Raw genomic sequence first — 26,884 nt, 5'->3', positions numbered from 1 at the left:
CCACGGCATCCCGCGTGGCAGCCGACATCATTGACCAAGCATGGGCCCAACCGTAAAGTCCGGGAAAGTGGACTTCTCATACCCGGCGGAAGTGGAACAGTTCCGCACCGAGCTGCGTGAGTGGCTTTCGGAAAACCTGACCGACGAGCTGGTGGCCGCCCGCCGGCCCACTGGGCGCGACGACGCCGCGTTCGAGAAGCTGCGGGTGTGGAACGCGACGATGGCCGACGCGGGATGGGCCGCGGTGTCGTGGCCGCGTGAGTACGGCGGCCGCGGCGCGACGGTGCTCGAGCAATTGGTCTACACCGAGGAAACCACCCGCGCCCGAGCCCCGGTGCCGCTCAACGTCATTGGGTTGAACAACATCGCGCCGGCCATCATGCAATACGGCACCGAGTCCCAGAAGCGCACCCTGCTCCCGCGCATGATGCGCGCCGACGACATCTGGTGCCAGGGCATGTCGGAACCGGAGGCGGGCTCCGACCTCGCGGCGCTGCGCACCCGCGCCGTGCGTGACGGAGACGACTTCATCGTCAACGGCCAAAAGATCTGGACGTCGCTGGGACATCGGGCCGACTGGTGTCAGCTCTACGTGCGCACCGATCCCGACGCTCCCAAGCACAAGGGGATCTCCTGCCTGATCGTCGACATGACCCTGCCCGGCATCGAGGCACGCCCGCTGGTCACCCTCAACGGCGACGCCGACTTCGCCGAGGTGTTCTTTCACGACGTGCGGGTGCCGGCAGACGCGTTGCTCGGGCCACTCAATGCGGGCTGGCAGGTGGCCACCACCACGCTCAGCCACGAGCGCGCCGGGGCCGCCCGGTTGTACGCCGAGATGCAGGTGCGGCTCGAAGAGCTGGTGGACGATCTCGCCACCGCCGACACCGGCGCGCTGGACGACCCGGTCACGCTGCGGCGCCTCGGCGAAATCGCGGTCCGCATCAAGTATCTCGAAGTCCTGTGTCAGCGCTCGATCTCGGCCACGATGCACGGCGGCGACGCATTGGGGTCGGCAAGCCTCGCCAAGACCGTGTGGGGCGAGATCGGGCAGGACCTGGCCGCCCTGGCGTTCGACGTGCTGGGTAACCGCGACACCGGCGCGTCGTGGGCGGACTACCGCCTGACGTCGCGCGCGCTGACCATCGCGGGCGGCACCAGCCAGATCAACAAGAACATCACCGCCCAACGGGTACTGGGATTGCCGCGCAAATGAACCTCGAACTCACCGACGAACAGGTGGCGCTGCGCGACACCACCCGGCGCTTCCTCACCGAAAAGGCGCCCATCTCCGGTCACGTGCGCCCGCTGCTCGACGACCCGACCGGGACCGACGCATCGGTCTGGCGCGGTCTCGCCGGTCTCGGCATCACCGGACTGCTGGTGCCGGAGGACCACGGCGGCTCAGGCATGACGATGGTCGAGGCCGGCATCGTCGCCGAAGAGCTGGGCGCCGCACTGCATCCGGGACCGTGGTTGTCGACCGCGGTGGCCGGCCCACGGGCGCTGAACCTGTTGGGCGCCAACGACACCGCCGCGAAACTGCTGCGCGGTATCGCGGACGGCACCACGATCGCCGCCGTCAGCTTCCTGAACCTCGGCAACGCGTCCGCCGTCACCGCCGGCCGGCGCGATGACGGCATGGTGCTCCATGGCGAGGTCACCGGCGTACCGGGCGCCGCCGCCGCAGACGTCCTGCTCGCATTCGCCGACGATGCCGGCGACGCCGGGCTTTTCGCGGTGCGGAACGGCTCGCCGGGGGTTTCGGTCGCGGCCGAACCCGGCATCGACCCGACCCGCAAGCACTTTCGCGTCGCATTCGACGCGGCCCCCGCCCGGCGCCTGGGCCCCGCGTCCGCGCAACAGATCGCCGCGGTGATCGACGACGTGCTGATCGCGGCCGCCGCCGATGCGCTCGGCGCCGCACGCGCCGTCATGGACCTCGCCATCGAATACGCAAAGACCCGAACGCAATTCGGTCAGCCGATCGGCTCGTTCCAGGCGGTCCAGCATCTGTGCGTCGACATGTATGAAACCGTCGAGCTGGCCCGCAGCGGGGTGATCCACGCCCTGTGGGCCAGCGACGCGTTCCCCAGCACCGACGGGCAATCCGGCGAGCGACACCTTGCCGCGCTGCGGGCCAAGGCGTTCGCCGGGCGGCTGGCCGCCGTGGCCGACACCGCCATCCAGGTGTTCGGCGGGATCGGCTACACCTGGGAGCACGACGCTCACCTCTATCTCAAGCGCTTGCTGGGCTGGAGCGCATTTCTCGACGCGCCCGATCGCTACCTCACCGAAATCGGTGCGCACCTTGCGAAGAGAGGCCGTCACTGATGGAGATCGAGTACCTGCTCACCGCGACCCCGTCGGCGCGCAAGTCGCTCGACCTGGACGCGCCCGTCAACCTCGACGACATCCGCGAGTGCCTGCGGATCGGCCTGCAGGCCGCGAACGGGTCGAACGCCCAGTCGTGGCGCTGGCTGGTGATCACCGATCCGGTGTTGCGCGCCAAGATCGCCGAGCTGTATCGCGACGCCTATCTACGGCGGGTCGGTGGGCAGCTGATTGCCGATCTCATGCCGGCGGGAACACCCGAGAGCCGGGTCATGTCGTCCACGGAGTGGCTGGTAGAGAATATGGCAGCAATACCGATGCTGGTAATCCCTTGCTATCAGCCCTACTTGCCGCGCATCGACGGCGACGAATCGTTCCACCTGGCAACGCTGTACGGTTCGATCTTCCCGCCGGTGTGGAACTTTCAGCTGGCCCTGCACACCCGCGGATACGGGACCTGCATCACGACCCTGCACCTGCACCACGAGGAAGAAGTCCGAAAGTTGCTCGGAATTCCGCAAACCTACGTTCAGGGTTGCCTGCTGCCGGTGGGCCGCCTCCGCGCCGGCCGCACCTTCCAGCCGGCCCCACGACGGCCGATCGAGGAAGTGGTTGCGTGCGATCGCTGGGATGGCCCGGCCCTCTAGAATGGGGCTTTCACCGCTTTGTGCAGCGCATTCACCGTGCCCGGTCTGATAGCCTCTAACAAAGATTTGGTTCGGCACGAGAGGACGAATGCGCATGTTCGCCACCCCGCAGTCGTCCCGGCTCGCGCACCGCTGATCATGGCGAAAGCCGAGTCGTTGCGGCCCAGCGGCACAACCGATTCCCCGACGCGCCGCTCCGAGATCCTCGCGACGGCGGCGTCACTGATCGCGTCCTCGGGGTTGCGGACCTCGCTACAGGAAATCGCCGATGCCGCAGGCATTCTCCCCGGCAGCCTGTATCACCATTTCGAGTCCAAAGAGGCAATCCTCGTCGAGCTGATCCGGCGCTATCAAGACGATCTGGACCGGATCGGGCGGTCCGCCCAGGCGAAATTGGACGAGCCAGACTCCCGTCCGGTCGCCGAACAGATCATCGAGCTCGGCTCGGCGATCGCCAATTGCGCCGTCGAACACCGCGCCGCCTTGCAGATGTCCTTCTACGAGGGGCCGAGCACGGATCCGGAGCTGATCAAGCTGACGCAGCAGCGGCCCGTGGCGATTCAGGAGGCGATGCTGCAAACGCTGCGCGCCGGCCGGTGGAGCGGCTATATCAAACCCGACATCGACCTGCCGACACTGGCCGACCGCATCTGCCAGACCATGCTGCAGGTCGGTCTTGACGTCATGCGCCACAAGTCTCCCGGAGACCAGGTGGCCCGGCTGCTCTGCCGAATCATCCTGCAGGGGTTGGCAACTCGTCCGCCGTCCGACGCGGCGCTGGACCGCTCGAAGGCCTTCGCCGCCGCCGACGACGTCATCGCCACCTGGTCCGACGATAGCGACGCCGACCCCAGCGACAAGGCGGCACACGTCCGCGCGGTGGCGCGGACGGAATTCGGCCGCCGAGGTTATGAGGTCACCACGATCAGGGACATCGCCTCCGCGGCCGGGCTCGGCACCGGAACCGTGTACCGGGTGATCGGATCCAAGGACGAACTGCTCGCATCGATCATGGAATCCTTCGGCAAGAAGGTCGAGGCGGGCTGGGTCAGCGTCCTGCGCTCGGATGCCACCCCCGTCGAAAAGCTGGACGCGCTGAGCTGGGTCAACGTCAACGCGCTGGACCGCTTCTCCGACGAGTTCAGGATCCAACTCGCCTGGATGCGCCAATCGCCCCCTGACACGCCCAACCCGGGCTGGCTGTACGCCACGCGGCTGCGGCAAATGAAAACGCTTCTTTCCGAGGGGATCCGGTCCGGGGAAATAGGCGTGGACGCACCGTCCACCGCGATGTTGTCCCGCTGTGTCGTCGGCCTGCAGTGGATACCGGAGAACATCCTGCGGGACGTCGGCAAACGCGCGGGACTGGTGCACGCGCGTGACACCGTGCTGCGCGGCGTCGCGGTCCGCGGCAAGTAAATCTCAATCAACCCGCCCCGGTATTGAACCAAATAACTGTTACCCATACAGTTGAGCGGTTAGAACCGCGTTGGCATTATCGGAGAAGGGGATTTCCATGACCATTGTCGATCGGTTGCGCTACGACGGCAAGCGCGCTCTTGTTGTCGGTGGCGCGACTGGCATGGGCGCCGCCGCGGCCAAGTCAGCGGCCGAACTCGGCGCCGAAGTGATCGTGATGGACTACGCGCCCGTGGACTACAAGGTCGCCCAATCCATCCAGGTGGACCTGCGCGACCCCGCGTCCATCGATTCCGCTCTCGAGCAGCTCGACGGCCCCATCCACGCGGTGTTCTCCGCTGCCGGCGTCGCCGACGGAACGATCGACCTGATGAAGATCAACTTCATCGGCCACCGCCACCTGATCGACCGCCTGCTGGAAAAGGACCAACTGCCCAACGGTTCGGCCATCTGCTTCATCTCCTCGGTGGCCGGCATGGGCTGGGAGAACGACCTGGACCTGATGCTGGAATTCCTGGCCACGCCGGACTTCGCGGCGGCCGAGGCATGGTGCCAGGCGCACGAGGCCGAAGGGATCAACCACTACGGCACCAGCAAGAAGGTGATCAACACCTACGTGGCGACCCAGGGCTACCCGCTGGCGAAGAAGGGCATCCGCATCAACGCGATCTGCCCCGGCCCCACCGACACCCCGCTGGCCCAGGCCAACGCCGACCTGTGGCTGTCCTTCGCCCAGGACTACCGCGACGAGACCGGCTCCAAGGTGCACACGCCCGAGCAGATGGGCGACGTGATGGCCTTCCTCAACAGCGAGGCGGCCTGCGGCGTCAGTGGGATCACCCTGCTGGTGGACTCGGGCCACACCATGGCCTCGATGACCGGCGCCTACGCGCCGGGCAAGCCGATCATCGACATCATCATGGGCAAGGTGAAGCTCTAACTTCTCGCCCGCGAGACTGTAACCGCCTACCGCTCTACCCGACGTTCGCGTTGGTAGTTGCAGTCTCGCGGAAAGTAGCGTGGGGGCATGGCTCGCATCGCCCTCATCGGCGGCCACGGCAAGGTCGCCCTGCAACTGGCCCGCCTCCTGACCGAACGCGGCGACGAGGTGAGCTCGGTCTTCCGCAACCCGGACCACGCCGACGACGTCGCCGCCACCGGCGCCAAACCGGTGACCGCAGACATCGAGCAGCTCGACACCGACGCGCTGGCCGGCTTGCTGGCCGGGCATGACGCGGTCGTGTTCTCCGCCGGGGCCGGTGGCGGCGACCCGGCACGGACCTATGCCGTCGACCGCGACGCGGCCATCCGGGTCATCGATGCCGCCGCCCAGGCGGGCGTCACGCGATTCGTGATGGTGTCCTACTTCGGCGCCGGCCCGGATCATGGTGTGCCGCAGGATGATCCGTTCTTCGCCTACGCGGAGGCCAAGGCGGCCGCGGATGCCCATTTGCGCTCCAGCGATTTGGACTGGACGGTGCTGGGCCCGGGCCGGCTGACGCTCGAGCCGGCGACCGGGCGCATCGCGGTCGACCAGGCCAAAGGGTCGGTGTCCCGCGCCGACGTCGCGCAGGTCGCCGCCGCCGCACTCGCGGATGACTCCACGATCGGCCGCACCATCGAGTTCAACAACGGTGACGTCCCGATCGCCCAGGCACTGGCTCGCTGACCCCTCGACCAGCGGAGTAGGCTGCGCTACGCAGCTGGTCTGTCGTCGCCGCACAACGCGGCGTCGGCATCGAGCGAGACATGTTAGACATGCTTCGCAAGAGGGAACCCGGTGAGAGTCCGGGACTGTCCCGCAGCGGTATGCAGGAACGACCGCCGTCACGAGCACTGGTCTTGAAAAGACTGGGAAGCGACGGCCATTAGGAGCACCACCCCGGTGCGCGCCTGCGAGTCCGAAGACCTGCCAGCTGTGCCGGACGCGCCGCGTCCGGCGGGCTCATCGCCTCGTGGAATGGGCGTTTGACCGCAACCGTTGAGGATTGTGTGCCGCTGGTGCACACCCGAGATGGTTCGGCCTCGCGTCCGCCGGCGGTGACCAGACCGTTGATAAAAGGACGAAAAACGTGACCACTCAACCATTCACCGCCACGGTTACCGGCTCGCCGCGCATCGGCCCGAAACGCGAACTCAAGCGCGCCACCGAGGGCTACTGGGCCGGCCGCACCAGCAGATCGGAACTGGAATCCGTCGCCGCGACACTGCGCCGCGACACCTGGGCGGGCCTCGCGGCGGCCGGCCTGGACTCGGTGCCGGTGAACACCTTCTCCTACTACGACCAGATGCTGGACACCGCGGTGATGCTCGACGCGCTGCCGGCCCGCGCCACGCAGGTCTCCGACGACCTCGACCGCTACTTCGCCGCCGCGCGCGGCAACTCCGACGTCGCGCCGCTGGAAATGACCAAGTGGTTCGACACCAATTACCACTACATCGTCCCCGAGATCGCACCCACCACGAAGTTCGCGCTGAATCCGGACAAGGTGCTCTCGGAGCTGAAAGAGGCGCTGGCACAGGGCATTCCCGCACGGCCCGTCGTCATCGGACCGGTAACCTTCCTGCTGCTCAGCAAGGGGGTCGACGGCGCCGGCGCACCCATCGAACGACTCGAGGAACTGGTGCCCATCTATTCCGAGCTGTTGTCGCTGCTCGCCGACAACGGTGCGCAGTGGGTGCAGCTCGACGAGCCGGCGCTGGTGACCGACGCCTCCCCCGACGCGCCCGCGTTGGCCGAGGCCGTCTACAACAAGCTGGGCGCGGTGAGCAACCGGCCGTCGATCTACGTGGCCACCTATTTCGGCGACCCCGGCGCGGCGTTGGCAGGTCTGGCACGCACGCCCGTCGAGGCGATCGGCGTCGACCTGGTCTACGGTCCCGACACGGCGATCGCCGCCGTCCCCGAACTGGCGGACAAAATTCTGGTGGCCGGCGTCGTCGACGGACGCAACATCTGGCGCACCGACCTGCAGGCCGCGCTGGGCAAGCTGGCGAGCCTGCTGGGTTCGGCTGCCGCAGTTGCCGTTTCGACGTCCTGCTCGACGCTGCACGTGCCGTATTCGCTGGAGCCGGAGACCGGGCTGGACGAGGCGCTGCGCAGCTGGCTGGCCTTCGGCCAAGAGAAGGTCGCCGAGGTGGTGGCGCTCGCCCGCGCGCTGCGCGAGGGGCGTGAGGCCGTCGCCGACGAGGTCGCGGCGTCCAACGCCGCGGTGGCCTCCCGCGCGAGCGACCCGCGCCTGCACAACGACCGCATCCGTGCCCGCATCGACTCGATCGTGGCCTCCGGTGCACACCGGGGTGACGCGGCCGGGCGCCGGGCCAGCCAGGACGAGCGGCTGCAGCTGCCGCCGCTACCGACGACGACGATCGGGTCGTTTCCGCAGACCGTTCAGATCCGCAAGGCCCGCGCCGCGCTGGTCGCCGGTGAGATCGATGCGGCCGAGTACGAAAAACGGATGAAGCGCGAGATCGCCGACGTCATCAAGCTGCAGGAGAGCCTCGGGCTCGACGTGCTGGTGCACGGCGAGCCGGAGCGCAACGACATGGTGCAGTACTTCGCCGAGCAACTGGAGGGCTTCTTCGCCACCAAGAACGGCTGGGTGCAGTCCTACGGCAGCCGCTGCGTGCGCCCTCCGATCCTCTATGGCGACGTGATCCGCCAGCACCCGATGACGGTGGAGTGGGCCAAGTACGCGCAGTCGCTGACCGACAAGCCGGTCAAAGGCATGCTGACCGGCCCGGTCACGATCCTGGCGTGGTCGTTCGTGCGCGACGACCAGCCGCTGGCCGACACCGCCAACCAGGTGGCGCTCGCCATTCGCGACGAGACCGTGGACCTGCAGGCCGCCGGTATCGCGGTCATCCAGGTCGACGAGCCCGCGCTGCGTGAGCTGCTGCCGCTGCGGCGCGCGGACCAGGACGACTACTTGCGTTGGGCCGTAGGGGCTTTCCGGCTGGCCACGTCCGGCGTCGCGGACTCCACGCAGATCCACACCCACCTGTGCTACTCGGAATTCGGCGATGTGATCGGTGCGATCGCCGATCTGGATGCCGACGTGACGTCGATCGAGGCGGCACGCTCACACATGGAGGTGCTCGACGACCTGAACGCGATCGGCTTCTCCAACAGTGTGGGACCGGGCGTCTACGACATCCACTCGCCTCGGGTGCCGAGCACCGAGGAGATGGCCGAGTCGCTGCGCGCGGCGCTGCGGGCCGTTCCGGCCGAACGGCTCTGGGTCAACCCGGACTGTGGATTGAAGACCCGCAACTCCGACGAGGTGAGCGCGTCGCTGAAGAACATGGTCGCCGCCGCGCACGAAGTCCGCGCGGGGGCTTAGGTTTTCGCGAGCGTAACCCCACTGCGATTTTCGAGCGATTATTTCGCAGTGAGGTTACGCTCGCGGACCTACGCCGGCTTCGACACCACCTCGACCGGAACGTCGTCGGCCCAGGGCTGCCGCGTGACCATGTCGGCGACCCGGACGATGCCGCGCTCGAACTCACCGGTCGCCGCGTCGACCAACCGATACGTCTGCGTCTGCTTGTGAATCGGCTGCGCGTCAAGCAGAACGACGCGGACCTCGCCCGGCTCGAAGTGACAGCGCTCCTGCAGCGCGGTGATCAGTTGCTCGTTGTGCATGTGGCCGTCGCCGAAGTTCCAGCCGATCGCGGTGCTGCAGATCCGCTCGCCGTCGGTGAGGACGTAGTCGTCCTCGTTCTGGCCCGCCATGGCGCGGTGCGCCAGCGTGAACAACGCCCGGCCGTGAGTGTTGAACCCGCGGAACGCATATCCCATGTACAGCGGGATCTGCGCGGCCTCCGGGCTGCCGTAGAACCGCTCCAGCTGGGCCTGCGGCATGCTGGCGATCGCCACGATGCCCCTGCCGATCTTCTCGTTGGCGGACGGCTTGATGCACCACAGGGTGGTGTCCCAATTGCCGGCGTAGTAACGCATCCCGGGCAGAAACGAGATCTTGCGCGGAAACATGTTGCCCAGCAATACGATTCCCGCGATCACGACAAACAGGATCGCGACCACCACCGGGTGCCTCAGGTCGGCGAGCCCGATGTGGGTGTGCGCGACGAACAACGACAGCACCCCGAAGATCATGAAGACGTTCCACTCCAGCGGCACGCCCATGGGGATCGAGACGAGGATGCCGAGGTGGAAGCACACCATGACGACGGCGGCGACCGTGACGGGCCACCCGCCGTGACAAAAAAACAGCGGTAGCGGCACCAGCATCTCGATGGCGGTGCTCAGGTGCGCCAGCCACCGCGACAGCCGCCCCGGCCGCAGGTCATCCGGAAACTTCTCGAAGAAGCGCCGTTTCAGCCAGCGGGGCCGCACCAGCGGGTTGTTGGACATCATCGTGGAGATGACGAACGGAAAGTGTTTGTTGAGTTTGGATGTCGCCGCGCCCATCCAGATCACCAGGAACACCACTTTGGACCCGACGATCATGTCGGGGGCGGCGAACAGGAACGTCACCGCCATGGTCGCGTACACCTCACCACGCGCGGCCAGGAAGATCACCTTGTCGCGCAGACCGAGCACCGCGAGCAGCAGCAGGATCAGCACGATCTTCCATGTGGGCAGCAGCCCGATGGTCGTGCCCAGTTCGGGGATGGGCCCGGTGCCGTCGGCGAACAGCGCCGCGAGGGTCACCAGTAGGAACAGCGCATACAGGGCGACGTCGATCGGTTTGCGCTTGGTGCCCTTGGTCAGTGGCACGCGGTCCGGCCAGGGTGGCAGCCGGATGGTGCCGAAGCGCATCCAGTACAGGACCGAGCCCATCGGCGGGAAGAACCGGTTGTTCAGCGGCCCGAAGCCACAGCCCAAACCGATCACCTCGAACAGCATCGTGTAGAGCACGACCTTCTCGAACACGATCGGCTCCGACCACCACGACGCGACCTGCGTGAACCCGCCGAGACCTCGGGTGGCCGAGGCGAACAGCCACGCGCCCAGGATGTAGAGCAGGATTTTGACGACGTAGAACAGGTGCAGTGCGACCGGCGTGCCGAAGCCGACCTCGGCCCAGTGCTTGGCCATCGGGCGGATCTTGTCGCTGCGGCTGCCCTTGTTCCATTCGGCCATGTCGAGCTGCGGTAGCTCGGGCTTCAGAAATCCCATGGTTCCACAGACTAGAACGTGTTCTAGGTGGGTGGCACGCGTTGGGCAGGAAACTGGGCCGGCAAGTTTCTCACTGGGCCAGCCGGTATTTCACCGCGTGCGCTGTCCGGCTTGGGCCGCCGTGGACGATGAGGGCGCGGACCTGATTCTCGGCGGTACTGCCTGCGACGAACAACATTTCGTCGCCGGCCTCGAGCACGTCGTCGGGCTGCGGCAGGATGACGCTGCCGCCGCGCAGCACGGTGATCAATGCGGCGTTTTCCGGCAGCGGCAGGTCACAAATCCGCTGGCCGACGAGCGGGTTGTCCACCGGCAGTGTCAGTTTCGACAGGTTGACCTGACCATGCGCGAGGCCCATCAGCTGCACGAGGTGGCCGACGTCGATGGCCCCCTCGACCCCGGCGACCATGGCGCGGGGTGTGGAGACCGCCACGTCGACGCCCCAGGCCTCGGTGAACAGCCACTCGTTTCTCAAGTCGTTGACGCGGGCCACCACTCTGGCAACCCCGAACTCGGCCTTGGCCAGCAGCGCCGCCGCGAGGTTCACCTTGTCGTCGCCGGTGGCCGCGATGACCACATCACACAGCTGCAACCCGGACTCTTGCAGCGACGCCAGCTCACACGCGTCGGCAAGTAACCACTCCGCCTCGGGCACCGTGTGCGGCGCGTAATGGTCGACGTTGCGCTCGATCAGCAACACCCGGTGTCCGGCCTCGAGTAGCTCACGTGCGACCGAGCGACCGACCGCGCCCGCGCCGGCGATCCCGATGCGCACTATCCACTCTCCTGACGGCTGGTCGGCGTGTAACCCAGCTAGTCATTAGTGTTACTAGTGATTCACTTGCACACAACCCGACTTCGCTGGCTTGTGCCGCGACCGAACGGCGATAAACAACATGACCTTGCAGCAGCTGTACGTGACGCTGCTGGTCGGGGGCCTCGTGCTGCTGGCCAGCATCGTCGCCACCCGGGCGGCCGCCAAAGTGGGGCTGCCCAGCCTGCTGCTGTTCCTCGCGGTCGGCGTCGCGCTCGGCGACGACGGGCTCGGGCTGGAATTCAACGACGTCCAACTCGCCAGCGATCTCGGCACGACGGCACTGGCAGTGATCCTGGTCGAGGGCGGGCTGACGACGCGGTTCGCCGACATCCGCAAACTGCTGGCGCCCGCGGGTGTGCTGGCGACCGTCGGAGTGGGCATCAGCATGGTGGTCACGGCCGCGGGCGCACACCTGCTGCTCGGCATCAACTGGCAGCTCTCCCTGTTGCTCGGGGCCATCGTGTCGCCGACCGATGCCGCCGCGGTGTTCTCCGTCCTGCGCGTCCTGCCGTTGCCCAGGCGCGTCGCCGGCCTCCTCGAGGCCGAGTCCGGATTCAACGACGCGCCCGCCGCCATTCTCGTGCTCATGTTCAGCACGACACCGCTGACACTCGCCCCGGGAACCGCCGCCACCGGCGTGGTGTACGAGCTGGTCGTCGGCGTCGCGGTCGGCTTGTTCAGCGGGGTGCTCGGCGCGTTCGCGATGCGCCGCGCGGCGCTACCGGCCTCCGGGCTCTATCCGCTGGCGACCTTTGCGCTGGGCATGGTGGCGTTCGCCGCGGCCGCCAGCGCTCACGCCAGCGGCTTCATCGCCGCGTATCTGTCCGCGGTGATACTGGCGAACTCCGGGCTGCCCCATCGCTCGGCCACCCGGTCTTTCGCCGAAGGGCTCGGCTGGCTCGCCCAGATCGGCCTGTTCGTCCTACTCGGGCTGTTGGTGAGCCCGAGCCAATTGGGCCCCGAACTGATACCGGCGATCGTCATCGGCGCGGTGTTGCTGTTGCTCGGCCGGCCGCTCTCGGTCTTGATCTCGCTGGCCCCGTTTCGGGTGCCGTTGCGCGAGCAGGTGTTCCTCTCCTGGGCCGGCCTGCGCGGCGCGGTCCCCATCGTGCTGGCAACATTCCCCATCGTCGAAGGCGTCGCGGACAGCTACCGGCTGCTCAACATCGTGTTCATCTTGGTCGTGGTCTTCACCCTGATCCAGGGCCCCGGGTTGAGCCTGCTGGCCCACAAGATCGGGCTGATCTCCGGTGAAGCCACTCGCGAGATCCAGGTGGAGGCGGCGCCGCTGGACGTGTTGGAGGCCGAACTGTTGACGATGACCGTGTCGCCGCCGTCGCGGCTGCACAACGTCTCGGTGCTCGAGTTGCGGCTACCGGACCCCGCCGTCATCACCCTGATCATCCGCAAGGGCCGCACGTTCGTCCCCCAGCCCCACACCCGCATCCAGGCCGGCGACGAACTGCTCATCGTCACCACACCCAAGACGCGGGCGCCCGCCGAACGCAGGCTCCGCGCGGTGAGTCGCCGCGGCAAGCTGGCGCACTGGTTCGACGAGTACGGCGAACCGGACTGATCTACTGCCGCTGCCCGCGGCCTCGCGGGAGAAATCGCGTTAACCCCGCACCGCCGGCACCCGCTCGGTGTAGTTTGCCGCTGGGGTGGACGAGGTTGAGGAGCCAGCCGTGTCTGAGGTCGATTATTGCGTGGTTGGAGCCGGATTCGCGGGCCTGACAGCCGCCTTGCGGCTCCACCAGGCGGGCCGATCGGTGGCCTTGCTGGAGGCGCGCGACAGGGTCGGTGGGCGCACCTTCACCGAGACCCGCCCGGACGGGACGTGGATCGACCGCGGCGGCGCGTGGATCGGCCCGGGCCAGGACCGGATCTACGCGCTGATGAACGAGTTCGGCGTGCCGGAGTACAAGCAGCACAACGACGGCGACGCGATGATGATCGTCGGGGGCAAGAAGCACCGCTACGGCGGCACCATCCCCTGGACGATGAGCCCGTGGGCCGTCACCAACCTCGGCCTCGCCCTGATGTCGTTCGCAAGGATGTGCAAAGCGATCCCCCGCGAAGCCCCTTGGGAGGCAAAGGAAGCCGCCGAGTGGGACCGGATCAGCCTCGGCGCGTGGATCGAGAAGAACACGCTGTCCAAGGCGGCCCGGGAAATGCTGAACATGGCCCTGTCCGGCCTGTACACCTCGGCGGGATCCGAGACGTCATTGCTGTGGGCGTTGCTGCAGACGGGATCCGCCGGCGGCCCGACCTTCGCCATCACGGGCAAGGGCGGCTCCCAGGACGCCCGCCCGGTCGGCGGCATGGGCGCCATCTACCGACAGATCGCCGCCGAACTCGGCGACGCGGTGCACCTGTCGCGGCCGGTCCGGCAGATCGCGCAGGACGCCGACGGCGTCACCGTCAGCGCCGAGGGCATGACGGTGCGGGCGCGGCGGGTGATCGTCGCGATCCCGCTGGCGATCGCCACGTCGATCGTCTACGAACCGGCCCTGCCGGTGGACCGGGCCTTCCTGCACCAGCGCATGCCGAGCGGCGCCGTCATCAAGATCTCGGTCGTCTACGACGAGCCCTTCTGGCGTGCCGACGGGCTGTCCGGCCAGACGGCCGCGCCGGGATCGCCGGCCACCCTGACCATCGACGCCTGCACCGACGCGGGGAGCCCGGGGGTCATGTGCGTCATCAGCGAGGGACCCGCCGCGCGACGGCTGGGCAGGCTCGGCGAGGCGGAACGCAAAGCGGTCGTCATCGGCGAACTCGTCGATCGCTTCGGTAGCAAGGCGAACGACTATCGCGAATTCCACGAGCAGAACTGGACAATGGAGCGGTATTCCGGCGGCGGCATGATCAGCCACGCCCCCACCGGCGTGCTGACCGAATTCGGTTACACCATGCGCGAACCCTGCGGTCGCATCCATTGGGCCGGCACCGAGAGCTCGGCCGTCATGTGCGGGTGGGTCGACGGTGCCATTCGCTCCGGCGAGCGCGCCGCCGCCGAGGTGACCGCGGCGGACACGGCGGCGGTGGCGGCCTCGAACGTCGACTAGTGGGGCGCAGCGCCCGCGCGTCGGCCCAACAACTCGACGTTGGGCGAAAGAGGAGCGAGCTAGCCGACTTGCTTGGCCGGCGGCCGGTAGAAGATGACCAGCTGGCCGATGGCCCCGGCCAGTCCGAGCACCACCGAGATCGCCAGACCGTGCCAGCCGTCCATCCAGTTCTTCCCGAAGACCAGGTGGTCCAGGCTGTACTTCCCGGCGCCCAGCGTGGCCACGACCACCGCGCTGACCGCCAACACCAGGTTGTACTCCCAGCCCTCCTTGACGATGAAAAAGCCGTTGGCGCGGTGCACCGTCCAGGCCGCGACCAGCATCAGCGAGACGAAGCCCGCCGCCGGGATCGGGGTGAGCAACCCCACCGCCAAACCCAGGCCCGCGGCCATTTCCGTGGTCGCCGCCACGGTGGCGTGGAACTTTCCGGGTTTCATGCCGATGCTCTCGAACCACCGCGCGGTGCCCGGGATGCGGCCGCCGCCGAAAAACTTGTTGTAGCCATGCGCGGCCAACGTCACGCCCAACACCAGCCGCAGGATCAGTACTCCGACGTCATGGAACGTGTCATATGAAGTCATAACTGTAAACCTAGATCATGGGGCGGGTGGCAAGACAAGAGCCGCCGAGCAGCTACGGCGCTTTATCCGCTGGTACGTGTGGGAACATAGCGGGCGTTCCGACGTCGGCATCGGTAGCTAAGCCACAAAGGGGGTGCACCACGGCTCGTACCGCACGAGGCGGCGCCCACCAAACCGCGTCAAGCAGGGCCGCGCCTCCCGAGCATTCCGTGGTGTTGCTGGACGGCACATCGAGCCACCCGCGCGAGTTGCTGGGCAACAAGGGCCACGGCATCCAGCTGATGCGCCGCCACCAGCTGCCGGTGCCGCCCGCCTTCTGCATCACCACCGAGGTGGGACTGCGGTATCTCGCCGACCCCGCGGCGACGATGGACGCGATCTGGGACGGCGTGCTCGACCGGATGGGCTGGCTCGAGACGCAGACCTCGCGCACGTTCGGACGGGGACCGCACCCCCTGCTGGTCAGCGTGCGCTCGGGGGCCACCCAGTCCATGCCGGGCATGATGGACACCATCCTGGACCTGGGCATCAACGACGACGTCGAGCAGGCGCTGGCGGCCGCCGGCAACCCGGCGTTCGCCCGCGACACCCGCCGGCGGTTCTGCGCGATGTACCGGCGCATCGTGGGCGGCGGTGACCAACGCGAGGTGCCGGCCGACCCGTACGCGCAGTTGCGCGCCGGCATCGAGGCGGTGTTCGCCTCGTGGAACTCGCCCCGCGCGGTCGCCTACCGCGCCCATTACGGTTTCGGTGATCAGCACGGCACCGCCGTGGTCGTGCAGGCGATGGTGTTCGGCAACCTCGGCCCCAATTCCGGTGCCGGGGCATTCATTTCACGCAACCCGATCACCGGCGACAACGAGCCGTTCGGCGAGTGGCTGCCCGGAGGCCAGGGCGACGACGTGGTGTCGGGATCGGTTGACGTGGAACCGATCACCGCACTGCGTGATGAGCAGCCGGCCGTCTACGACGAGCTGATCGCCGCCGCCGCCACCCTGGAGCGGCTGGACTCCGACGTCCAAGAGATCGAGTTCACCGTCGAAAAGGGCAAACTGTGGTTGCTGCAGACGCGGGCGGCGGAACGGTCGGCGCAGGCGGCGGTGCGCACCGCGCTACAGCTGCGCCACGAGGGACTCATCGACGATGCGGAAACACTGCGGCGGGTGACCCCGGCACACGTCCAGAGGTTGCTGCTTCCCGCGCTTCAGCCCGAAATACGCTTGGCGGCACCGCTTTTGGCCAAGGGCCTGCCGGCCTGTCCCGGTGTGGCATCGGGCACGGCGTACACCGACGTGGACGAGGCGCTGCGCGCCGCCGACCGTGGCGAACGGGTGATCCTGGTGCGCGATCACACCCGGCCAGAAGACGTGTCAGGGATGCTGGCCGCGCAGGGCGTTGTCACCGAGGTCGGCGGCGCCGCCAGCCATGCGGCGGTGGTCAGCCGCGAACTGGGCCGGGTGGCGGTGGTGGGCTGCGGTCAGGGCGTGGCGGCCTCGCTGGCGGGCAGACAGATCACCGTCGATGGTGCCGAAGGCGAAGTGCGCGAAGGACTTTTGAGCCTGTCCGCCTGGTCGGAAGACGATTCGCCGGAACTGCGCGAGCTGGCCGACATCGCGCGGCGCGTCAGCCCGCTGCGCGCTCATATCACCGGCGGCCATCCGCACCTGGGCGACAGCTCCGAGGCCGCCGTGCGCGCCGCCATGGACAGCGGACACACCGACGTGGTCTCGGCCACCCCGCTGATCGTCATGCTGACCGCGCTGCGCCTGGCCGCAGGGGCGGCGTCATGACCGAATTGGGTGTGCTGCAAGGGGTCCGGCTCAAAGGTCGGCTGAGCAGAACCGACCTGGCCGCGACGTTGGGGGTGGATCCCGGCGACCTCAGCCCCCTCCTCGAGGAACTGACCGCGGCGGGTCTGCTGGCCGAGGGCGCGACCGTGCAGATCACCCCCGCCGGCCGCGACAGGTTGGCGGCGCTGCTGGCCCAGGAACGCGAGGGCGTCGATGCGGGCGCGATGGCCGCCGTGTACGACGACTTTCGCGCCGTCAACGCCGACTTCAAACGCCTCGTGACGGATTGGCAGCTCAGGGGCGGCCCGGACGGCGTTCCCAACGCCCACGACGATGCCGAGTATGACGCCGCGGTGCTGGCCCGCCTCGACGACGTGCACGCCCGCGCCGTGCCGATCGTCGAGGCCGCCACGGCAAAACTACCGCGACTGAACGCCTACGCGACGAAACTCGCTGCGGCGCTGGACAAAATCAAGGCGGGGCAGACCGCGTGGCTGACCAGGCCGCTGGTCGATTCCTACCACACCGTGTGGTTCGAACTGCACGAAGAACTCATCGTCGCCGTCGGCCTGACCCGTGAGGAAGCGGCCCGATCCGGCGACGCGCAATAGCTATAGGGCCGCCTCGAGCAGCGCCACGTAGGCGTCGATATCGGGAACGGCCGACGCCGACGCGTGCACGCTGATCGCGATGGTGTCGCCGATGCCGTGCACGCCGTGCGTCAGGCCCATCATCGGCGACAGCGCCGGATACCCGGCCGTCAGCACGACCGGGGCGCCGCCGAAGCTCAGGTCGGCCGCACCGCGGTAGACGCTGGACAGCACGGTGTTGCCAGCCACCTGTGTGGGACGCTGGTCGAGGTCGAATTGGTTGATGCCCCAACGCAAAAGCGGTGCGGGCACCGCGGCGAAGGCCCGGTCGGCCGCGCGGGTGGCCGGATGCTCGAAGCGGCGCCGGCCGTTGGCCAGGTCGGCCGCGATCCGCCGCAGCCGCGCATCCAGGTCCAGCTGCGGGTACAGCCCGACAACCACGTTCCCGAAGTGGTTATTAGCATGCGGCGCACCGGGTTTGGCCATCGGGACTTCCGCCCCTAACGACTCGGATCCGGGTCCGAGCAGACGATGCAGAGCCGTCGACACGGCGGCGAGCGCCCCGACGGTGACGGTGGGCCCGCGCAGCTGCGCGCGGGGACGCACCAGAGTGCGCACCGAGCGGGCGCCGTCCGGGCGGGTGTTCGTCGCCAGCAGCGGCCGCGGCCCGGCCCCGGCCGTCAACAGGCCCGCGCGGATATCGCGGACCTGGCGGCGGTGGCCGCGGGCCGCCTGCACGGCCCGCCACGGCAGGAACCCCGCCGATAGCCGTCGCACCTCGGGCACCGGAACGTGCCGGCCGAAGAGCCAGGCCGCCATCGCCGCACCGCGGCCCCCGTCGGCCAGCGCATGCGCGATCTGCACGACCGCTACCGCGCCCGGGCCGTCGACGCCCGGGATGCCGAGGACCGGCGTGAACACGTGCAGCCGCCAGGGCATCCGGCGAACGTCCAGCTGGCTGTCGGCAAGCGTGGCCACCGCCGCCAGGCAGCCATCCCAGGTGCGATCGGCGAGTTCCTGGCACACGATCTGCTCCGGCACGGCCCGAGTGGAAACCCACTGCGGATACCTCAGCGCGGACCGGTCGTGGACCCGCACCGACAGGCCGGGGCATGCGTCGGCGCGGCCGCGAACCTGTTCGACGGCTCGGCCCAGGTCGGCGGGCGCGCCGTCGAAGGCGTAGAGCAGGAACTCGTCGCTGGGGATTTTCGCCGACATCCAGTAGAACTGCGCGTCGACGGCGGCCATCCGGCGCGCAGTCATGGCGTCAGCCGGGTGAGCCGACGAACGCAAGCACCCGCTCGGCCACCTTCTCGGGCTGTTCGAGCTGCAGGAAATGCCCGGCGTGATCGATGATGGCCACGTCGCTTCCGGGCGGCAGCACTTTCTCCGTCCAATGCGCGAAAGCTGAAGTCATGCAACCGTCGTCGCGGCCGTGCAGATACAGGCTCGGCAGGATGGGCGCCTCGGTCCAGCGCTCGTTCAATTCGGCGTACCGCTGCGGGGGCTTGGTGTTGCGCAGCGTCGCCCGGTACGTTCCCAGCGCCGCGCGCCAACTTTCCGGTGTGCCGATCGCGGCGTCGACGTGTCGCAAATCCTCGTCGGCACCGCGATACCCCGGCGACCATCGCCGCCACAGCAGAGGCAAGATCCAGCGCGCGGAACGCTCTGGCAGCAAAGGCAATTGGAAGTAGAACATGTACCAGCTGCGCAGCAGCTGACGCGGTAGCTGACGGGCCAGCCGGCCCCGCTCGCTCACCTGGCCACGGAATGCGGCCGAGACCGGCACCGACATGATCACGGCTTTGGTGAACGGGCTGTTGGGCATCGCGGCCAGACCGGTGGCCGCCAGCGCACCCCAGTCGTGGCCGATCACCACGTCGCGGTCGGTTCCCCCCGCGGCCTCCCGCACCCGCAGGGCGTCGTCCATGATCGCCCCGACGTGATAGCTGCCGTCGTCGGGAATGGACGAGGGCGCGTATCCGCGCATGAACGGCGCGATGACCCGCCAGCCCGCCGCCGCAAGTAGCGGGGCCATCTTGCGCCAGCCGTAGGCCGTGTCGGGAAAGCCGTGCAGGCATACGGCAATCGGGCCGTCGGCGGGTCCCCAGGTCAGCGCCTTGAGATCCCCGGGAGGTCCCGGCACGTCGATCCACCGCGGCTCGGTCATCTCGCGTTGTCCGCCATATCCACTCCTGTTCGGCGCGTCCGCACGGACAAACCTAACCCGTGCGGCTCCGCGACGCACCGACCGGAGCGGGATGTTCTTCAGATGGTGCCTATAGCAACCGATTTCGGCAGACGAAGACTCATCGGACGGGATCGCCGGACGCCTCTGCGGCCCTTTCCAGCTCGGCGATGATGATCTTGCGCATGCCATACATCGCTCGGGTGACCGCCGCCGCCCGGTCCCGATCGGGATCGCCGATCAGTTCATAGAGCCGGTCGGGGACGATTTGCCAGCTCAGGTCGAAGCGGTCCTTGAGCCAGCCGCACTGGGATTCCTCGCCGCCGTCGGTCAACCGGTCCCAGTAGTAGTCGACCTCGTCCTGGTCCTTGCAGTGGATCGTGAACGACACCGCCTCGCTGAACTGGAAGTGCGGGCCGCCGTTGATCCCGATGAACCGTGCACCGTCGAGCACGAAGCTGCCCGACAGGACGGTGCCGGGCTCCCCCGGCCCGGCCTCGGTGGTCCGGTTGAGCCCCTCGATGTGGGAATTCGGGAACACCTCGGTGTAGAAGCTGGCCGCTTCCTCCAGGTTGTCGTCGAACCATAACGACGGGGTGATCGATGGCATCTGCGTGGCCTCCTGGGATCGCTGGTGGGGGTTTGTCAGACAGACCCCCACGAACACGGAAAGTCATCGCGTCGTCGACCCCCGCAAGAGTGCTTATGTGGCCTATGTAACGTCAGGACGCATGAGTACCGTCAGCAGCAGCCCCGAGACGGTTGAGTTTGCCGGCTACAAGGGCATCACCCTGGTCGCCGACGAATGGAATCGGGGCGCCGACGCCGCCGGCCGGCCGAGCATCCTGATGCTGCACGGCGGCGGGCAGAACCGGTTTTCGTGGAAGAACACCGGTCAGACCCTGGCCGACGAGGGGCTGCACGTGGTGGCCCTGGACTCGCGGGGGCACGGTGACAGCGATCGCTCACCCGATGCCGACTACGAAATCGAGACGTTGACGGGCGACGTCCTGCGGGTCCTGGAGGCGATCGGGCGGCCCGTGACGATCATCGGGGCGAGCATGGGCGGGCTGACGGGCATCCTCGCCGCGCACCGGGCCGGCCCGGCGAAGGTGACCCGCTTGGTGCTCGTCGACGTGGTACCCCGATTCGAGAAGGGCGGCAGCGCCCGCATCCGCGATTTCATGTTCAGCGGCCTCGACGGGTTCGAGTCGCTGGAGCAGGCCGCCGACGCCGTCGCCGCTTACCTGCCCTACCGGAGCAAGCCCCGCAGCCCCGAGGGGCTGAAGAAGAACCTGCGCCTGCGCGACGGCCGCTGGTATTGGCACTGGGACCCGGCGTTCATGACCAAGCCCGGTGACGATCCCGAACTGCGCACCGAGAGCTTCGAGCAGGCCGCCAAGAACCTGAGGATTCCGGTCCTGCTGATCCGCGGCAAGCTGTCCGACGTGGTGAGTCCCGAGGGCGTTCGGCACTTCCTGGCCACCGTGCCGCGCGCGGAGTTCGTCGAGCTGTCCAACGCCGGGCACACCGCCGCGGGCGACGACAACGACGCGTTCAGCGACGCCGTGGTGAAGTTCGTCAAACGCTAGTTCGCCGGCTTCTCCGCGTGCCCGCCGAATTGCTTACGCATCGCCGAGAGCGCCTTGTTGGCGAAGTCATCGAGCGACCGCGAGGCGAAGCGCGACTGCAGCGCGGTGGTCAACACCGGCGAGGGGACTCCCTCGTCGATCGCCGCGATGGAGGTCCAGCGGCCCTCTCCGGAGTCCGAGACGCGCCCGGAGAATTCCTTCAGCTCCGGGGATTCGTGCAGCGCGATCGCGGTCAGGTCCAGTAGCCAGGAGCCGATGACGCTGCCGCGCCGCCACACCTCGGCGACCTCGGGGATGTCGAAGTCGTACTGGTAGAACTCCGGATTCGACAGCGGCGCCGTTTCCGCGTCGCCTTCCTGGATGTGCTTGCCGATGTCGGCATTGCGCAGAATGTTCAGACCCTCGGCGAGCGAGGCCATCATGCCGTACTCGATGCCGTTGTGCACCATCTTCACGAAGTGCCCGGCGCCGGCCGGCCCGCAGTGCAGGTACCCCTGCTCCGACGTCGCGACCTCGCCGTCGCGCCCCGGTGTGCGCGGGGCCGCGTCGACGCCCGGTGCGACGGTGGCGAAGATCGGCTCGGCGCGCGCGAACGCCTCGTCGTCGCCGCCGACCATCAGGCAGTATCCACGTTCGCGGCCCCACACCCCGCCGCTGGTGCCGCAATCCAGGAAATGAATTCCCTTCTCCGACAGCGTTTTTGCGTGAGTGATGTCGTCGCGGTAGTAGGAGTTCCCGCCGTCGATGACGATGTCGCCGGACTCGAGGGTCTTGGCCAGCTCGTCGATCACCCCGGTGGTGATCGTCCCGGCCGGCACCATCACCCACACGACGCGCGGCGCCGTCAGCTTCTCGGCGAGCTCTTGCAGCGAGGACACCCCGGTGGTCTTGTCCTCCCCCGCCATCGCCTCGACCGCGTCGGGGTTGTGGTCGTAGACCACGCATTCATGTCCGCCGGTGACCACGCGCCGGACGATGTTGGCGCCCATCCGGCCGAGGCCGATCATCCCAAGCTGCATCGTGTCTCCAGTCTCCTTACTGTTTCGCGGCCGTGCTGCGCGGCAGCCACGGCTCCTGCCAGGTGTGGTGACCACGCACCAGCGCTTCGGCGGCCTCGGGGCCCCAGGAACCTTGGTCGTAGTGGTGGATTCGACCCGGCTTGTCCAGCAACGGCTGCACGATCCGCCACGTCTCTTCGATGGCGTCCTCCCGGGCGAACAGCTGGCGATCTCCATTGAACGCGGCGTAGAGCAGCCGTTCGTAGGGGCGTACCGGCTCGCCGAGATCCTCGGCGAACGACGAGTCCAGGTGAACGTCGTGCCACGAATCCCCAACCTGGGCCGACAGCTGCAGCCGCATCCCGGGGTCGGGGTCGATGCGCAGCACGATCTGGTTGGGATCGGGTGGCCGCCGGTTGGGCAGGAACGAAAACCCGGGGACGTGGTGCAGGAACATCCGGACCTCGGTGACCTTTTCCGGCAGCGCCTTGCCGGCGCGCAGGAAGATCGGCACTCCGGCCCAGCGCCAGTTGTCGATCTCGGTGCGCAGCGCGACGTAGGTCTCGGTGGTGGAATCCTTTGCCACTCCGGCGACTTCGGTATAACCGCGGTACTGTCCACGGACGCAGCGTTCCGGGTCCAGCGCGGGCATGGCCCGGAAAACCTCGGCCTTCTTGTCGTTCAGGTCGTCGTCGCCGGCGCCGACCGGGGGCTCCATGGCGACCAGCGCGAGCACCTGCAGCAGATGGTTTTGCACGACGTCGCGAAGCGCACCTACCGCGTCGTAGAACTTGCCGCGGTCCTCGATCCCGAAGTCCTCGGCCATGGTGATGTGGATTTCGGAGATGCTCTCGCGGTCCCACAGTTTGGCCAGAGCGTTGTTGGCGAACCGCAGGTACTGCAGTTCCTCGACGGGTTGTTTGCCCAGAAAGTGGTCCACGCGCAGGATTTGGTCTTCGTCGAGCACCGCGCGCAGCCGGGCGTTGAGGTCGCGCGCCGACTCCAGGTCGTGGCCGAACGGCTTTTCGATCGCCACCCGCGCCCCCTCCAGCAGGTCGGCCTTCGCCAGGTTCTCCACGATGGGCGCGAACAATGCCGGCGGCATCTCGAGGTAGTAGAGCGGATGGGCGTCCGAGCCGATCTTCTTGGCGAGCTGCTTGTAGAGATCGGCGTCGGTGACGTCGCCGTGCAAGTAGGACAGCCGACCGGCCAGCCGCTCGAACACCGCGTCGTCGAACTTCTCGCCCGACTTCTTGATGGCGTCGCGCGCCCGGTCCAGCAGCTGCTCGGTCGTGATGTCGTCGCTGGCCACGCCCACGATCGGATGGTTCAGCTCGTCGCGGCGCTCGAGGCGGTACAGGGCCCGAAACGTCATCTTGCGCGCCAGGTCGCCGGTGATTCCGAAGATCACCAACAGGTCAGATGGGTTACTGTCGCCGTCGGCCAAAACCGCTCCTCCCGAAAGTCACCTAATGGGGCGCCCCTGAGATCACTACCCGCGGCCGGCGGACTCAACCCTAGACACTGCTCACAGGGCCGACAACCTCGGCGGACCACAGCCTTGCAAGGATGACCGCATGGGCGACGCGCTGCATGTCTCGGTCTACATTCTGGCCGGGTTTGCTGCCATCGAGGCCATCGGGTTGGTGGTGCTGTGGCAGCTGCTGGCGCGCAGTCACCGCGAACTCGACGAGCTGCGCCAGCGAAACGACGCCCGCAGCTGGTTGCTGTCGGGCGGTCGCGAAGCCGTGAAGACGGTGTGGAACACCGCCAACCTGGTGCGCAAGGAGGGCTTCGGCGCGGCCGTGCGCAGCTCGATCGAGGACCTCGCGGACTGGGCCGAAGTCGAACGGCCCGACCTTGCGCGCGTCACGCCGGACGGCAAGGTGGTGATCCTGTTCTCCGACATCGAAGAATCCACCGCACTGAATGAGCGGATCGGCGACCGGGCCTGGGTCAAACTGATCAGCTCGCACGACAAGTTGGTCTCGGATCTTGTGCGGCGACGGTCCGGCCATGTGGTGAAAAGTCAGGGTGATGGATTCATGATCGCGTTCGCGCGCGCCGAACAGGCGGTGCGGTGCGGTATCGACCTGCAGCGCGAGTTGCGACGAGGCGCAAACCGCAAGCGGCACGAGGAGATTCGCGTTCGAATCGGCATACATATGGGCCGATCGGTGCGCCGCGGCGATGATTTGTTCGGCCGCAACGTCGCCATGGCGGCGCGGGTCGCGGCACAAGCCGCCGGTGGTGAGATCCTGGTGAGCAAGCCGGTGCGGGACGCGGTTTCGGACTGCGATGGCATCCGGTTCGACGACGGCCGCGACGTCGAGTTGAAGGGGTTTTCGGGCAGCTATCGGTTGTTCGCCGTTGCGCCCTCGGCCGATCCCGGCCCGGACTGAAGGCCTTCCCCGTCGAATTCGGCCAGCCGCTGATGCAGCCGATCCCGGACCTCGTCGGCGGTGTAGGCACGCCGCTTGCGCTGGTCGCGAGCCACCAGCACGCCCCCGGCAACGACCCCGGCGGCACCCGCCAGTCCCACCCACTTCCACACACTGCGCATGACACCAGGCTATGCGTAGCACCGTCGTGGTGCGCTGGTTGTGATTGACTTGTGTGCCCGCAACGCACAGCCGCGACGTGCAGGCGGGCTCATGATGACGATGAGATCGGCGAAAGCTGCAGCGGCGAACGGGCTTACACGAACATGCTCACCTTGAACCAGGCGCTCGAGGAAACCCGCACGGGCGACCTTTGGCTGTTTCGCGGCGGTTCGGGACCCGACCGCGCCATCCAGACCTTGACGAACAGCCCGGTGAACCACGTGGGCATGACGGTGGCCATCGATGACCTGCCGCCCCTGATCTGGCATGCCGAACTGGGTGGCAAGCTCGTCGACCTGTGGACGGGGACGAACCACCGTGGCGTGCAACTCAACGATCTACAGCAATCCGTCGTGCAGTGGACCCAGCGCTACCACCAGCGATGCTGGCTGCGCCAGCTGACTCCGCCGGCCACCCGCGAGCAAGAGAACACGCTGCTGCGGGTCATCGCCCGCATGGACGGCACCGCGTTTCCGACCACCATGCGCCTGACCGGCCGGTGGCTGCGCGGGCGGCTGCCGAACGCCTACGACTGGGCGCGCGGAATCCCGGTCGTGGACAAGAAGGTTCGGGAGTCGACGCAGCGGCGCAAGGAGCGCCAGCGCCTCGGCCTGGAAGCGGCCTACTGCGCGGAGACGGTGGCCATCACCTACGAAGAAATGGGTTTGATGACCACGGAGAAGTACTCGAATTGGTTCGACCCGGGCTCGTTCTGGAGCGGTAACAGTCTGCCGCTCGCACCGGGATACGCGCTGGGCGGGGAAATCGAGATCATGGTGGGCTAGTCGGCAAGCTGGCTAGGGGGGAAGGGTGTCTGACGACGTATCGCGCGTGCCCGTTGACGGCGTCGCGCTGACGGCCATCGGCGTCGCCGTCATTCGCGCCCGCGAGTCCGGCCGGCCCGACCGGCTGTACAACGACCCGCTGGCGCGGCATTTCGTCGACGCGGCGCGCGCGGGCTTCACCGCAGAGCGTTGGGCACAGCTGGAAACGCTCGCGGACGGGTTCTTTGAGGGCCGCACCGTGGGGGTGCGGTTGGTCGACGACCGCGTTCGCGAAGCGGTCGAGGCGGGTATCGATCAGATCGTGCTGCTGGGTGCGGGATTGGACACCCGGGCGTTCCGGATGGGATTGCCACCCCGCGTCGCCGTGTTCGAGATCGACCTCGCCGAGCTCTTTGCATTCAAAGAGCCGGTCTTGCACGACGCCGGGGCGGTCGCGAATTGCCGACGACACGTCGTAGCCGCCGATCTACGCGACGACTGGGTTACGCCGCTGCGCGAGAACGGCTTTCGTGCGGAAGAACCGGCCTACTGGGTTGATGAAGGCACGCTCGGTTTCCTGACACAGGAGTGGAACCAGCGCGTTGTGCGGACTCTGACGGGATTGTCCGCGCCGGGCAGTCTCTTCGGCGTCGGCCGCTTCATCAGTGACCCCGACGACGCCCGGTACCGGGATCTGCGAGCCCTCGTCGCCGGGGAGGCAACCGTCCCCGCGACGACTGCCGCCCCGGGCGTCGGTGCCGAGTTCGACACCGAGCGTTGGCTCAATGACCTCGGGTGGGACACCGAGTTCCGCAGCTGGAACGATCAGGTCGCCGCGTTCGACCGGGACGTCGGGGTCGCCGATCCTCGTATCGGCAACATCGCGGCGCGGCGACGTTGAGGGTGTGAATCCGGTCGCCGACGTCCGTGGCCGGTGCAGCTAGCCGACCGACATTTCACCCATCTCGGACCAGCCGGTGGCATCGACCGTCTGGTTGATGATCTTGGGCGTGGACTTCAGCGCCTGCGGAAGTTCTTGCATCGCCCGCTTGAAGTGATCGCTGTTGACGTGGACGCCGCCCGCATCACCGTCCCGGAACGCCTCCACCAAGACGTACTCCGCCGGATTGTCCAGGCTGCGCGACCACTCGAACCACAGGTTGCCTTCCTCGGCGCGAGTCGCCGCGGTGAACGCGGCGACGAGTTCAGGCCATCGGTCGGTCCACTCGGGCTTGGTTTCGAACTTGACGACGATGAAGATCATGCGGCCCCGCCTTGGTTCGCCGGTTTCCGTATGCCCGCACCGCGGGCAGCGCCAGCTTATCCGGCGGGCGCACGGCCCGGTCGGGATGCC

At 67.7% G+C, this 26,884-nt stretch carries 25 protein-coding genes and 1 riboswitch; of the genes, 15 read left to right on the top strand and 10 right to left on the bottom strand.

The window, feature by feature from the left end:
• Nucleotides 1–40: 40 nt before the first annotated feature.
• The 7 genes from JF781_RS09440 (at nucleotide 41) to metE (ending at nucleotide 8,743) form a co-directional block, all read left to right on the top strand.
• Nucleotides 41–1,216 (top strand): acyl-CoA dehydrogenase family protein, encoded by a 1,176-nt coding sequence (locus JF781_RS09440; protein WP_225328126.1) that lies wholly within the window; start codon nucleotides 41–43, stop codon nucleotides 1,214–1,216.
• Nucleotides 1,213–2,334: an acyl-CoA dehydrogenase family protein gene (locus JF781_RS09435; RefSeq protein WP_225328125.1), complete on the top strand. Its 1,122-nt coding sequence runs from the start codon at nucleotides 1,213–1,215 to the stop codon at nucleotides 2,332–2,334. The genes JF781_RS09440 and JF781_RS09435 overlap by 4 nt, the downstream gene beginning before the upstream one ends.
• Nucleotides 2,334–2,981 (top strand): nitroreductase family protein, encoded by a 648-nt coding sequence (locus JF781_RS09430; protein WP_225328124.1) that lies wholly within the window; start codon nucleotides 2,334–2,336, stop codon nucleotides 2,979–2,981. The genes JF781_RS09435 and JF781_RS09430 overlap by 1 nt, the downstream gene beginning before the upstream one ends.
• A gap of 138 nt (nucleotides 2,982–3,119) precedes the next feature.
• Entirely contained in the window at nucleotides 3,120–4,400 is a 1,281-nt protein-coding gene (locus tag JF781_RS09425) for a TetR/AcrR family transcriptional regulator (protein ID WP_225328123.1), read from the top strand.
• Nucleotides 4,401–4,497: 97 nt separating this feature from the next.
• Nucleotides 4,498–5,340, top strand: a complete 843-nt coding sequence (locus JF781_RS09420; RefSeq protein ID WP_225328122.1) for an SDR family oxidoreductase — start codon at nucleotides 4,498–4,500, stop codon at nucleotides 5,338–5,340.
• An 87-nt stretch (nucleotides 5,341–5,427) separates the two neighbouring features.
• Nucleotides 5,428–6,069, top strand: a complete 642-nt coding sequence (locus JF781_RS09415; protein ID WP_225328121.1) for an SDR family oxidoreductase — start codon at nucleotides 5,428–5,430, stop codon at nucleotides 6,067–6,069.
• A gap of 47 nt (nucleotides 6,070–6,116) precedes the next feature.
• A riboswitch (cobalamin riboswitch) is annotated at nucleotides 6,117–6,332 on the top strand.
• A 140-nt stretch (nucleotides 6,333–6,472) separates the two neighbouring features.
• Nucleotides 6,473–8,743 carry a 5-methyltetrahydropteroyltriglutamate--homocysteine S-methyltransferase gene (gene metE, locus JF781_RS09410; protein WP_225328120.1) on the top strand — a complete coding sequence of 757 codons (2,271 nt, stop codon included), beginning with the start codon at nucleotides 6,473–6,475 and terminating at the stop codon, nucleotides 8,741–8,743.
• A 68-nt stretch (nucleotides 8,744–8,811) separates the two neighbouring features.
• On the opposite strand, the gene JF781_RS09405 is transcribed toward metE, so the two are convergent.
• Nucleotides 8,812–10,542, bottom strand: a complete 1,731-nt coding sequence (locus JF781_RS09405; protein WP_225328119.1) for a DUF3556 domain-containing protein — start codon at nucleotides 10,540–10,542, stop codon at nucleotides 8,812–8,814.
• 70 nt (nucleotides 10,543–10,612) lie between these two features.
• Complete coding sequence (locus JF781_RS09400; RefSeq protein ID WP_225328118.1) at nucleotides 10,613–11,317, bottom strand: TrkA family potassium uptake protein; 705 nt, start codon at nucleotides 11,315–11,317, stop codon at nucleotides 10,613–10,615.
• Nucleotides 11,318–11,438: 121 nt separating this feature from the next.
• Here JF781_RS09400 and JF781_RS09395 point away from each other — a divergent pair, with 121 nt between their 5' ends.
• Nucleotides 11,439–12,935, top strand: coding sequence for a potassium/proton antiporter (locus tag JF781_RS09395; protein ID WP_225328117.1), 1,497 nt, complete (start codon nucleotides 11,439–11,441; stop codon nucleotides 12,933–12,935).
• A 109-nt stretch (nucleotides 12,936–13,044) separates the two neighbouring features.
• On the top strand, nucleotides 13,045–14,424 hold the full coding sequence (locus tag JF781_RS09390; protein ID WP_225328116.1) for an FAD-dependent oxidoreductase: 1,380 nt from the start codon (nucleotides 13,045–13,047) through the stop codon (nucleotides 14,422–14,424).
• Between the two features lie 59 nt (nucleotides 14,425–14,483).
• Here JF781_RS09390 and JF781_RS09385 read toward each other — a convergent pair whose 3' ends face one another.
• Entirely contained in the window at nucleotides 14,484–15,005 is a 522-nt protein-coding gene (locus JF781_RS09385; protein WP_225328115.1) for a DoxX family protein, read from the bottom strand.
• 209 nt (nucleotides 15,006–15,214) lie between these two features.
• Between JF781_RS09385 and JF781_RS09380 the strand changes: the two genes are divergently transcribed.
• A complete protein-coding gene (locus JF781_RS09380; protein WP_225328114.1) occupies nucleotides 15,215–16,795 on the top strand; it encodes a pyruvate, phosphate dikinase in 1,581 nt (526 codons plus the stop codon).
• Nucleotides 16,792–17,406, top strand: a complete 615-nt coding sequence (locus JF781_RS09375) for a MarR family transcriptional regulator (RefSeq protein WP_225328113.1) — start codon at nucleotides 16,792–16,794, stop codon at nucleotides 17,404–17,406. The genes JF781_RS09380 and JF781_RS09375 overlap by 4 nt, the downstream gene beginning before the upstream one ends.
• Here JF781_RS09375 and JF781_RS09370 read toward each other — a convergent pair whose 3' ends face one another.
• The 3 genes from JF781_RS09370 to JF781_RS09360 form a co-directional block, all read right to left on the bottom strand.
• Nucleotides 17,407–18,648 (bottom strand): WS/DGAT domain-containing protein, encoded by a 1,242-nt coding sequence (locus tag JF781_RS09370; protein WP_225328112.1) that lies wholly within the window; start codon nucleotides 18,646–18,648, stop codon nucleotides 17,407–17,409.
• Between the two features lie 4 nt (nucleotides 18,649–18,652).
• Nucleotides 18,653–19,555: an alpha/beta fold hydrolase gene (locus JF781_RS09365; RefSeq protein WP_225328111.1), complete on the bottom strand. Its 903-nt coding sequence runs from the start codon at nucleotides 19,553–19,555 to the stop codon at nucleotides 18,653–18,655.
• 139 nt (nucleotides 19,556–19,694) lie between these two features.
• The gene (locus JF781_RS09360; RefSeq protein WP_225328110.1) at nucleotides 19,695–20,183 is read right to left on the bottom strand and encodes a VOC family protein; all 489 of its coding nucleotides are present in this window, start codon (nucleotides 20,181–20,183) and stop codon (nucleotides 19,695–19,697) included.
• A 121-nt stretch (nucleotides 20,184–20,304) separates the two neighbouring features.
• Here JF781_RS09360 and JF781_RS09355 point away from each other — a divergent pair, with 121 nt between their 5' ends.
• A complete protein-coding gene (locus JF781_RS09355; protein WP_225328109.1) occupies nucleotides 20,305–21,165 on the top strand; it encodes an alpha/beta fold hydrolase in 861 nt (286 codons plus the stop codon).
• On the opposite strand, the gene gnd is transcribed toward JF781_RS09355, so the two are convergent.
• Together gnd and JF781_RS09345 are read right to left on the bottom strand one after the other, a co-directional pair.
• A complete protein-coding gene (gnd, locus tag JF781_RS09350; protein WP_225328108.1) occupies nucleotides 21,162–22,184 on the bottom strand; it encodes a phosphogluconate dehydrogenase (NAD(+)-dependent, decarboxylating) in 1,023 nt (340 codons plus the stop codon). The two genes, JF781_RS09355 and gnd, sit on opposite strands and share 4 nt — an antisense overlap.
• A gap of 16 nt (nucleotides 22,185–22,200) precedes the next feature.
• Nucleotides 22,201–23,610, bottom strand: a complete 1,410-nt coding sequence (locus tag JF781_RS09345; RefSeq protein ID WP_225328107.1) for a glucose-6-phosphate dehydrogenase — start codon at nucleotides 23,608–23,610, stop codon at nucleotides 22,201–22,203.
• A 130-nt stretch (nucleotides 23,611–23,740) separates the two neighbouring features.
• Between JF781_RS09345 and JF781_RS09340 the strand changes: the two genes are divergently transcribed.
• Nucleotides 23,741–24,565 carry an adenylate/guanylate cyclase domain-containing protein gene (locus JF781_RS09340; protein WP_225328106.1) on the top strand — a complete coding sequence of 275 codons (825 nt, stop codon included), beginning with the start codon at nucleotides 23,741–23,743 and terminating at the stop codon, nucleotides 24,563–24,565.
• Here JF781_RS09340 and JF781_RS09335 read toward each other — a convergent pair.
• Nucleotides 24,517–24,726 carry a hypothetical protein gene (locus JF781_RS09335; RefSeq protein WP_225328105.1) on the bottom strand — a complete coding sequence of 70 codons (210 nt, stop codon included), beginning with the start codon at nucleotides 24,724–24,726 and terminating at the stop codon, nucleotides 24,517–24,519. The genes JF781_RS09340 and JF781_RS09335 overlap by 49 nt on opposite strands.
• Before the next feature lie 144 nt (nucleotides 24,727–24,870).
• Here JF781_RS09335 and JF781_RS09330 point away from each other — a divergent pair, with 144 nt between their 5' ends.
• Nucleotides 24,871–25,551 (top strand): guanylate cyclase, encoded by a 681-nt coding sequence (locus JF781_RS09330; RefSeq protein ID WP_225328104.1) that lies wholly within the window; start codon nucleotides 24,871–24,873, stop codon nucleotides 25,549–25,551.
• 25 nt (nucleotides 25,552–25,576) lie between these two features.
• Entirely contained in the window at nucleotides 25,577–26,431 is an 855-nt protein-coding gene (locus tag JF781_RS09325; protein ID WP_225328103.1) for an SAM-dependent methyltransferase, read from the top strand.
• 39 nt (nucleotides 26,432–26,470) lie between these two features.
• On the opposite strand, the gene JF781_RS09320 is transcribed toward JF781_RS09325, so the two are convergent.
• Nucleotides 26,471–26,794, bottom strand: a complete 324-nt coding sequence (locus JF781_RS09320; RefSeq protein ID WP_225328102.1) for a putative quinol monooxygenase — start codon at nucleotides 26,792–26,794, stop codon at nucleotides 26,471–26,473.
• Nucleotides 26,795–26,884 lie beyond the last annotated feature (90 nt).

Origin of the sequence: Mycobacterium sp. WUMAC-067 (assembly GCF_020217485.1) — a bacterium.
GTDB lineage: Bacteria > Actinomycetota > Actinomycetes > Mycobacteriales > Mycobacteriaceae > Mycobacterium.
This window is presented reverse-complemented; position numbering and strand designations above follow the sequence as displayed.

Bases quoted from the DNA above. Each gene is read 5' to 3' on its own strand.
- JF781_RS09440 (WP_225328126.1), top strand. From the start codon at position 41: ATGGGCCCAACCGTAAAGTCCGGGAAAGTGGACTTCTCATACCCGGCG.
- JF781_RS09435 (WP_225328125.1), top strand. From the start codon at position 1,213: ATGAACCTCGAACTCACCGACGAACAGGTGGCGCTGCGCGACACCACC.
- JF781_RS09430 (WP_225328124.1), top strand. From the start codon at position 2,334: ATGGAGATCGAGTACCTGCTCACCGCGACCCCGTCGGCGCGCAAGTCG.
- JF781_RS09425 (WP_225328123.1), top strand. From the start codon at position 3,120: ATGGCGAAAGCCGAGTCGTTGCGGCCCAGCGGCACAACCGATTCCCCG.
- JF781_RS09420 (WP_225328122.1), top strand. From the start codon at position 4,498: ATGACCATTGTCGATCGGTTGCGCTACGACGGCAAGCGCGCTCTTGTT.
- JF781_RS09415 (WP_225328121.1), top strand. From the start codon at position 5,428: ATGGCTCGCATCGCCCTCATCGGCGGCCACGGCAAGGTCGCCCTGCAA.
- JF781_RS09405 (WP_225328119.1), bottom strand. From the start codon at position 10,542: ATGGGATTTCTGAAGCCCGAGCTACCGCAGCTCGACATGGCCGAATGG.
- JF781_RS09395 (WP_225328117.1), top strand. From the start codon at position 11,439: ATGACCTTGCAGCAGCTGTACGTGACGCTGCTGGTCGGGGGCCTCGTG.
- JF781_RS09385 (WP_225328115.1), bottom strand. From the start codon at position 15,005: ATGACTTCATATGACACGTTCCATGACGTCGGAGTACTGATCCTGCGG.
- JF781_RS09375 (WP_225328113.1), top strand. From the start codon at position 16,792: ATGACCGAATTGGGTGTGCTGCAAGGGGTCCGGCTCAAAGGTCGGCTG.
- JF781_RS09370 (WP_225328112.1), bottom strand. From the start codon at position 18,648: ATGACTGCGCGCCGGATGGCCGCCGTCGACGCGCAGTTCTACTGGATG.
- JF781_RS09365 (WP_225328111.1), bottom strand. From the start codon at position 19,555: ATGACCGAGCCGCGGTGGATCGACGTGCCGGGACCTCCCGGGGATCTC.
- JF781_RS09360 (WP_225328110.1), bottom strand. From the start codon at position 20,183: ATGCCATCGATCACCCCGTCGTTATGGTTCGACGACAACCTGGAGGAA.
- JF781_RS09355 (WP_225328109.1), top strand. From the start codon at position 20,305: ATGAGTACCGTCAGCAGCAGCCCCGAGACGGTTGAGTTTGCCGGCTAC.
- gnd (WP_225328108.1), bottom strand. From the start codon at position 22,184: ATGCAGCTTGGGATGATCGGCCTCGGCCGGATGGGCGCCAACATCGTC.
- JF781_RS09340 (WP_225328106.1), top strand. From the start codon at position 23,741: ATGGGCGACGCGCTGCATGTCTCGGTCTACATTCTGGCCGGGTTTGCT.
- JF781_RS09335 (WP_225328105.1), bottom strand. From the start codon at position 24,726: ATGCGCAGTGTGTGGAAGTGGGTGGGACTGGCGGGTGCCGCCGGGGTC.
- JF781_RS09330 (WP_225328104.1), top strand. From the start codon at position 24,871: ATGCTCACCTTGAACCAGGCGCTCGAGGAAACCCGCACGGGCGACCTT.
- JF781_RS09320 (WP_225328102.1), bottom strand. From the start codon at position 26,794: ATGATCTTCATCGTCGTCAAGTTCGAAACCAAGCCCGAGTGGACCGAC.